Here is a 6,224-nt window from a genome sequence, read left to right as displayed (position 1 = left end):
GCGATGCGAAGAAGGGTCTGGCGTCGCTGTGCATCGGCGGCGGCATGGGTGTCGCGCTGGCGGTGGAACGTCCGTAATAAGTCACAGATAGTCACTGGCGGGATTGGGAAGGGCCAGCGGGCGGCAAGGAGATCGCCGTCCGCATAACGAAAATGGAGTGAGGAATGGCGAAGCGTATAGCGTATGTAACCGGCGGGATGGGCGGCATCGGCACCAGCATCAGCCAGCGCCTGCTTAAAGATGGCTTTACGGTCGTCGTGGGCTGCGGTCCGAATTCGCCGCGCCGGGTGAAATGGCTGGAAGACCAGAAGGCGCTCGGCTTCGAATTCATCGCCTCGGAAGGCAACGTCGGCGACTGGGAATCGACCAAGAACGCGTTCGACAAGGTCAAGGCCGAAGTCGGCGAGATCGATGTCCTCGTGAACAACGCGGGCATCACGCGCGACGTCGTGTTCCGCAAGATGACGCACGAAGACTGGACCGCCGTCATCGACACGAACCTGACGAGCCTCTTCAACGTGACGAAGCAGGTCATCGACGGCATGGTCGAGCGCGGCTGGGGCCGGATCATCAACATTTCGTCGGTGAACGGGCAGAAAGGCCAGTTCGGCCAGACGAACTACTCGACCGCCAAGGCCGGCATTCACGGCTTCACAATGGCGCTCGCGCAGGAAGTGGCCACCAAGGGCGTGACGGTCAACACCGTGTCGCCGGGCTATATCGGCACGGACATGGTGAAGGCGATCCGTCCGGAAGTGCTGGAGAAGATCGTCGCGACCATTCCGGTGCGCCGTCTCGGCACCCCGGACGAAATCGGCTCGATCTGCGCGTGGCTCGCGTCCGAAGAATCGGGCTTCGCGACCGGCGCGGACTTCTCGCTGAACGGCGGCTTGCATATGGGCTGACGGGCGGCGGCTTCCCGCGACGCCGAAACGCGCGCGGGAAGTCACCACTCGCCGGATTTATCAACGATGCGGCGAACATGCAGCAGCGCTTTTTTGCGACAACGCAAGACCTGCTTGCTGCCATCGCAGTAAAGTTTTGCGTTTAAAGGCGTTAAATGACCACCACTACTACTACAAAGAAACCCGCCGAACGACTCATCAAAAAGTATCCAAACCGTCGGCTGTACGACACGGAAACGAGCACCTACATCACGTTGTCGGATGTAAAACAGCTCGTGCTCGATCAGGAAGATTTCAAGGTGCTCGACGCGAAGTCCAACGACGACCTCACGCGCAGCATCCTTCTGCAGATCATTCTGGAAGAAGAGAGCGGCGGCCTGCCGATGTTCTCGTCGGTGATGCTCTCGCAGATCATCCGTTTCTACGGCCACGCGATGCAGGGCATGATGGGCACGTATCTGGAGAAGAACATCCAGGCGTTCATCGACATCCAGCAGAAGCTGACCGAGCAGAGCAAGGGCATCTACGACGGCAACGCGCTCAACCCCGAAGTCTGGTCGCAGTTCATGAACATGCAGGCGCCGATGATGCAGGGCATGATGACGAGCTACATCGAGCAGTCGAAAAACATGTTCGTGCAGATGCAGGAGCAGATGCAGTCGCAGGCGAAGTCGATGTTCAACACGTTTCCGTTCCCGACGCCCACGCCTTCGTCGACGGAAAAGAAGTAGTCCGGTTCGAGGGCGCGTGCGGGCGTCGAGGCTTGCGCGCCTCGGCGTGAGCGCTCGCGCGCCGTCCGTTCATTGCCCGCCCACGGCTCTCGTCGAATCGTACGCCAGCGCCGCGCCGAAATCGCCGCGATACGTATAGGCGCCGTGGTGCTCCAGTGTCGAGCGTGCATCCACGTACACCTTTCCGCCAGAATCCCGCCAGCGGCGGCAAAACGCGTAGTCCTCGGAAAGATAGCGCCCGGTTTCCGGCTCGACCATCACGTCGAAGAAGCGATGGCAGTAGCCGTGCAACGGCGAATCCGGCGGCGCGTCGGGCACGTAGCGCAACTCGGGCATGCGCGCGATCATCGTTTCGAGCACCGCGCGGCGTATGCACATGAAGCCCGTCGGCGCCTCGTCCACTTTCATGAAGCCGTCGTCGTCCACTTCGAGGCGCGCGCCGTCATGCGAATTCACCGGATAGCGCAACGCCCGTTCGAGAAACTGCGCTTGCGTGAGCCCGGCGGGAATCTCGCCCGTCCAGTCGATGCGCTCGAGCGGATACACGCCGGCGACGACATCGCGACCCGCGAGCAGCAGACGCAGCGCCTGCTCCGGCGTGAAGCCGATATCGGCATCGATCCAGAAGAGATGCGTGTGCTCCGTATGCATCAGAAAATGCGCGACGGCTTCATTGCGCGCGCGTGACGAGACTTTCGCCGGCGCAGATGCGCATCGAGCCTCGCACGCCGAGGCGCCAGAGCTCGTTGGTGAGCGTGAGCATGCTGGTGGCGTAGCCGGACGTCACTTGGCCCGAGTAGCAGGGCGTGACGAAGAGCGGATTGAAATGGCGCAGCGCTGAGTAGTCGAGCATGAAACCGATGTGTGATTCGAAGCAATGAGAGACGCGGGAAGCCGCGGATTCGCTCGAGTTTGCTGCGCGCCAGCTTCAATCGGAATGAGACAAAGGAAAAGGGGGCCGAGCCGTGTCCGCGGCTCGCCGATGTAAAATAGTGGATTGGCCTCTTGCGCTCCCACAAGACACTCTTCCCGTGAAAAATTCTTTAGATTCAATCGATTCACTCGATTCACTCGCCAGGACGAAGCCCGCGCCGAAAATCGGCATGGTGTCGCTCGGCTGCCCGAAAGCGCTCGTCGATTCCGAGCAGATCATGACGCAGTTGCGCGCCGAAGGTTACGAAATCTCCGGCACCTATGACGGCGCGGACCTCGTCGTCGTCAACACCTGCGGCTTCATCGACGAAGCCGTGCAGGAAAGCCTCGACGCCATCGGCGAGGCGTTGAGCGAGAACGGCAAGGTCATCGTGACCGGCTGTCTCGGCGCGAAAAAGAGCGCGAGCGGTTCGGGCCTCATCGAGGAAGTGCATCCGAAAGTGCTGGCCGTCACCGGTCCGCACGCGACCAACGAAGTCATGAACGCGGTGCATACGCATCTGCCGAAACCGCACGATCCGTTCACCGATCTCGTGCCGCCCGCCGGCATCAAGCTGACGCCGCGCCACTACGCTTACCTGAAGATTTCGGAAGGCTGCAACCATCGCTGCACGTTCTGCATCATCCCGTCGATGCGCGGCGATCTCGTCTCGCGCCCCGTCGCCGAAGTCATGCTGGAAGCCGAAAATCTGTTCAAGTCCGGCGTGAAGGAACTGCTCGTGATTTCGCAGGACACGAGCGCGTACGGCGTCGACGTGAAATACCGCACGGGTTTCTGGAATGGCAAGCCGCTCAAGACGCGCATGACCGAGCTCGTCGGCGCGCTCGGCGAACTCGCCGCGCAGTACGGCGCCTGGGTGCGCCTGCATTACGTGTATCCGTATCCGAGCGTCGACGAAGTCATCCCGATGATGGCCGAAGGCCCGCTGCGCGGCCACGTTCTGCCGTATCTCGACGTGCCGTTCCAGCACGCGCATCCCGAAGTGCTGAAGCGCATGAAGCGCCCGGCGAACGCGGAAAAGGTGCTCGAGCGCGTGAAGACATGGCGCGAAATCTGTCCCGATCTGACGATTCGCAGCACGTTCATCGCGGGCTTTCCGGGCGAGACGGAAGAGCAGTTTCAGACGCTGCTGGATTTCCTGAAGGAAGCGGATCTGGATCGCGTCGGCTGCTTCGCGTATTCGCCGGTCGAAGGCGCAACGGCGAACGAACTCGACGGCGCGTTGCCCGACGAAGTGCGCGAGGATCGCCGCGCGCGCTTCATGGAACTCGCGGAAGAACTGTCCGCGAAGCGCATGAAGAAGAAGGTCGGCAAGACGCTCAAAGTGCTCGTCGATGAAGTGGGCGCGGAAGGCGGCATCGGCCGCACGGCGGCGGACGCGCCGGAAATCGACGGCGTCGTGTACATCGCGCCGACGACGAAGGCATCGAAGCGCTACAAGGCCGGCGACTTCGTGTCGGTGAAGATCACCGGCGCCGATGGCCACGATCTCTGGGGCGAGGTCTAAAGCCATGCCAGGGATGCCGCACGTCCTCGCGCTCGGCGAGGCCATGATCGAGTTCAATCAGTCGACGCGCGATCAGCCGAACTATCTGCAAGGCTTCGGCGGCGACGTCTCCAACTTCCTGATCGCGGCATCGCGCCAGGGCGCGGCGACGGGCTTCGTGTCCGCGGTCGGCAACGATCACTTCGGGCAATTGCTGCTCGATCTGTGGTGCGCGGAAAACGTCGATACGTCGACGGTGCGCGTCGATCACGATGCGCCCACGGGCGTCTATTTCGTGTCGCACGGCGAGAGCGGGCATCGCTTCGACTATCTGCGCGCGGGTTCGGCGGCGAGCCGCTACGCGCCGTCGCACTTGCCGCTCGATGCGATCGCCGCCGCGAAGGTCGTGCATCTGTCGGGGATCAGTCTCGCGATCGGCGTGGCCGCCTGCGATGCCGCGCTCGCCGCGATCGACCATGCGCGCACGCACGGCGTCAAGGTCAGCTTCGACACGAACCTGCGCCTGAAGCTGTGGCCGCTCGCGCGCGCCCGCGCGGTCATGCTCGAAGCGATCCGCGCAACCGACATCTGCCTGCCGAGCTGGGACGACGTCACGCTGCTTACCGGCCACGAAGACAAAGACGCGATCGTCGATGCGCTGCTGAAACTCGGTCCGAAGGTCGTCGCGCTGAAGCTCGGCAAGGAAGGCGCGTATATCGCGACGCCGGACGAGCGGCGCGTGGTGCCGGGCCGCGTCGTGCAGGCGGTCGATGCGACGGGGGCGGGCGACTGCTTCGGCGGCGCGTTCATCGCGCGCATCGTTGCAGGCGACGATCCTTTCGCCGCGGCGCGCTACGCGAACGTCGCCGCGGCTTTGTCGACACAAGGTTTTGGCGCAGTGGCGCCGATCCCGCGAAAGGACGAGGTCGAGCGCGCGCTGGCAGAATAGCCGCACCTCAAACGAAGGAGACGACAACATGCAACGTGAAGTGGTGGTGGTAAGCGGCGTGCGCACGGCGATCGGCGATTTCGGCGGTTCGCTGAAGGACTTCAGCCCGACCGATCTCGGTGCGCGCGTCGTGCGCGAAGCGCTGTCCCGCGCGAACGTCGCGGGCGATGAAGTCGGTCACGTCGTGTTCGGCAACGTCGTGCATACGGAGCCGCGCGACATGTATCTCGCGCGCGTCGCGGCGCTCGACGGCGGCGTCACGCAGCATGCGCCCGCGCTCACGGTGAACCGTTTGTGCGGCTCGGGCTTGCAGGCGATCGTGTCGGCGTCGCAGTCCATTCTGCTCGGCGATGCCGATGTCGCCATCGGCGGCGGCGCGGAAAGCATGAGCCGCGCGGCGTACATCATGCCCGCCGCGCGCTTCGGCCAGCGCATGGGCGACACGCGCATCGTCGACATGATGGTCGGCGCGCTGAACGACCCGTTCGACAAGATCCACATGGGCGTGACGGCCGAGAACGTCGCGGCGAAGTTCGGCATCACGCGCGAGATGCAGGACGCGCTCGCGCTCGAATCGCACCGGCGCGCGGCGAAAGCGATCGAAGCCGGCTATTTCAAGGATCAGGTTCTGCCGATCACGCTCGCGTCCAAGAAAGGCGACACCGTGTTCGACCGTGACGAGCACGTTCGCCTGAACGCCACCGCCGAAGACTTCGCGAAGCTCAAGCCGGTTTTTGCGAAGGAAAACGGCACGGTGACGGCGGGCAACGCGTCGGGCATCAACGATGCGGCCGCGGCCGTCGTGCTCATGGAGCGCTCGCTTGCGGAAAAGCGCGGCGCGAAACCGCTCGCGCGGCTCGTCGCGTACGCGCACGCGGGCGTCGATCCGAAGATCATGGGCATCGGCCCGGTTCCCGCGACGCAGAAGGTGCTGGAGCGCGCGGGCCTCTCCGTCGACGATCTCGACGTCATCGAAGCAAACGAGGCGTTCGCCGCGCAGGCGTGCGCCGTATCGCAGGAACTGAAGCTCGATCCCGCGAAGGTCAATCCGAACGGCTCGGGCATTTCGCTCGGGCATCCGATCGGCGCGACCGGCGCGCTCATCACCGTGAAGGCGTTGTACGAACTGCAGCGCATCGGCGGGCGTTACGCGCTCGTGACGATGTGCATCGGCGGCGGCCAGGGCATCGCGGCGATCTTCGAGCGCATTTGAAGGACT

Annotated in this window: 7 protein-coding genes; 5 read left to right on the top strand and 2 right to left on the bottom strand. The window is 63.6% G+C overall.

Annotated elements, in window-relative coordinates:
* Nucleotides 1-164 precede the first annotated feature (164 nt).
* Together NCS67_RS07000 and phaR are read left to right on the top strand one after the other, a co-directional pair.
* Nucleotides 165-905, top strand: a complete 741-nt coding sequence (locus NCS67_RS07000) for a 3-ketoacyl-ACP reductase (RefSeq protein WP_008349413.1) — start codon at nt 165-167, stop codon at nt 903-905.
* 155 nt (nt 906-1,060) lie between these two features.
* Nucleotides 1,061-1,636 (top strand): polyhydroxyalkanoate synthesis repressor PhaR, encoded by a 576-nt coding sequence (phaR, locus tag NCS67_RS06995; RefSeq protein WP_033537161.1) that lies wholly within the window; start codon nt 1,061-1,063, stop codon nt 1,634-1,636.
* A gap of 69 nt (nt 1,637-1,705) precedes the next feature.
* Here phaR and NCS67_RS06990 read toward each other — a convergent pair whose 3' ends face one another.
* A complete protein-coding gene (locus NCS67_RS06990; RefSeq protein ID WP_250434802.1) occupies nt 1,706-2,287 on the bottom strand; it encodes a hypothetical protein in 582 nt (193 codons plus the stop codon).
* A gap of 19 nt (nt 2,288-2,306) precedes the next feature.
* Complete coding sequence (locus NCS67_RS06985) at nt 2,307-2,489, bottom strand: hypothetical protein (protein ID WP_250434801.1); 183 nt, start codon at nt 2,487-2,489, stop codon at nt 2,307-2,309.
* A gap of 250 nt (nt 2,490-2,739) precedes the next feature.
* On the opposite strand from NCS67_RS06985, the gene rimO reads away from it, so the two are divergent.
* From rimO to bktB, 3 genes are read left to right on the top strand one after another with little or no spacing between them, the layout of a single operon-like run.
* Nucleotides 2,740-4,077 (top strand): 30S ribosomal protein S12 methylthiotransferase RimO, encoded by a 1,338-nt coding sequence (gene rimO / locus NCS67_RS06980; RefSeq protein WP_051079027.1) that lies wholly within the window; start codon nt 2,740-2,742, stop codon nt 4,075-4,077.
* A gap of 4 nt (nt 4,078-4,081) precedes the next feature.
* Nucleotides 4,082-5,005 (top strand): sugar kinase, encoded by a 924-nt coding sequence (locus tag NCS67_RS06975; protein ID WP_033537160.1) that lies wholly within the window; start codon nt 4,082-4,084, stop codon nt 5,003-5,005.
* A 28-nt stretch (nt 5,006-5,033) separates the two neighbouring features.
* Nucleotides 5,034-6,218, top strand: a complete 1,185-nt coding sequence (gene bktB, locus NCS67_RS06970; protein ID WP_250434800.1) for a beta-ketothiolase BktB — start codon at nt 5,034-5,036, stop codon at nt 6,216-6,218.
* Nucleotides 6,219-6,224: the final 6 nt, after the last annotated feature.

The organism is Caballeronia sp. ATUFL_F2_KS9A, assembly GCF_023630765.1.
Lineage (GTDB): Bacteria > Pseudomonadota > Gammaproteobacteria > Burkholderiales > Burkholderiaceae > Caballeronia > Caballeronia zhejiangensis.
This window is presented reverse-complemented; position numbering and strand designations above follow the sequence as displayed.

What these genes read in the sequence shown, in the direction of transcription:
- NCS67_RS06975 (WP_033537160.1), top strand. Translation starts at nt 4,082, where the DNA reads ATGCCAGGGATGCCGCACGTCCTCGCGCTCGGCGAGGCCATGATCGAG.
- rimO (WP_051079027.1), top strand. Translation starts at nt 2,740, where the DNA reads ATGGTGTCGCTCGGCTGCCCGAAAGCGCTCGTCGATTCCGAGCAGATC.
- bktB (WP_250434800.1), top strand. Translation starts at nt 5,034, where the DNA reads ATGCAACGTGAAGTGGTGGTGGTAAGCGGCGTGCGCACGGCGATCGGC.
- NCS67_RS06985 (WP_250434801.1), bottom strand. Translation starts at nt 2,489, where the DNA reads ATGCTCGACTACTCAGCGCTGCGCCATTTCAATCCGCTCTTCGTCACG.
- NCS67_RS07000 (WP_008349413.1), top strand. Translation starts at nt 165, where the DNA reads ATGGCGAAGCGTATAGCGTATGTAACCGGCGGGATGGGCGGCATCGGC.
- NCS67_RS06990 (WP_250434802.1), bottom strand. Translation starts at nt 2,287, where the DNA reads ATGCATACGGAGCACACGCATCTCTTCTGGATCGATGCCGATATCGGC.
- phaR (WP_033537161.1), top strand. Translation starts at nt 1,061, where the DNA reads ATGACCACCACTACTACTACAAAGAAACCCGCCGAACGACTCATCAAA.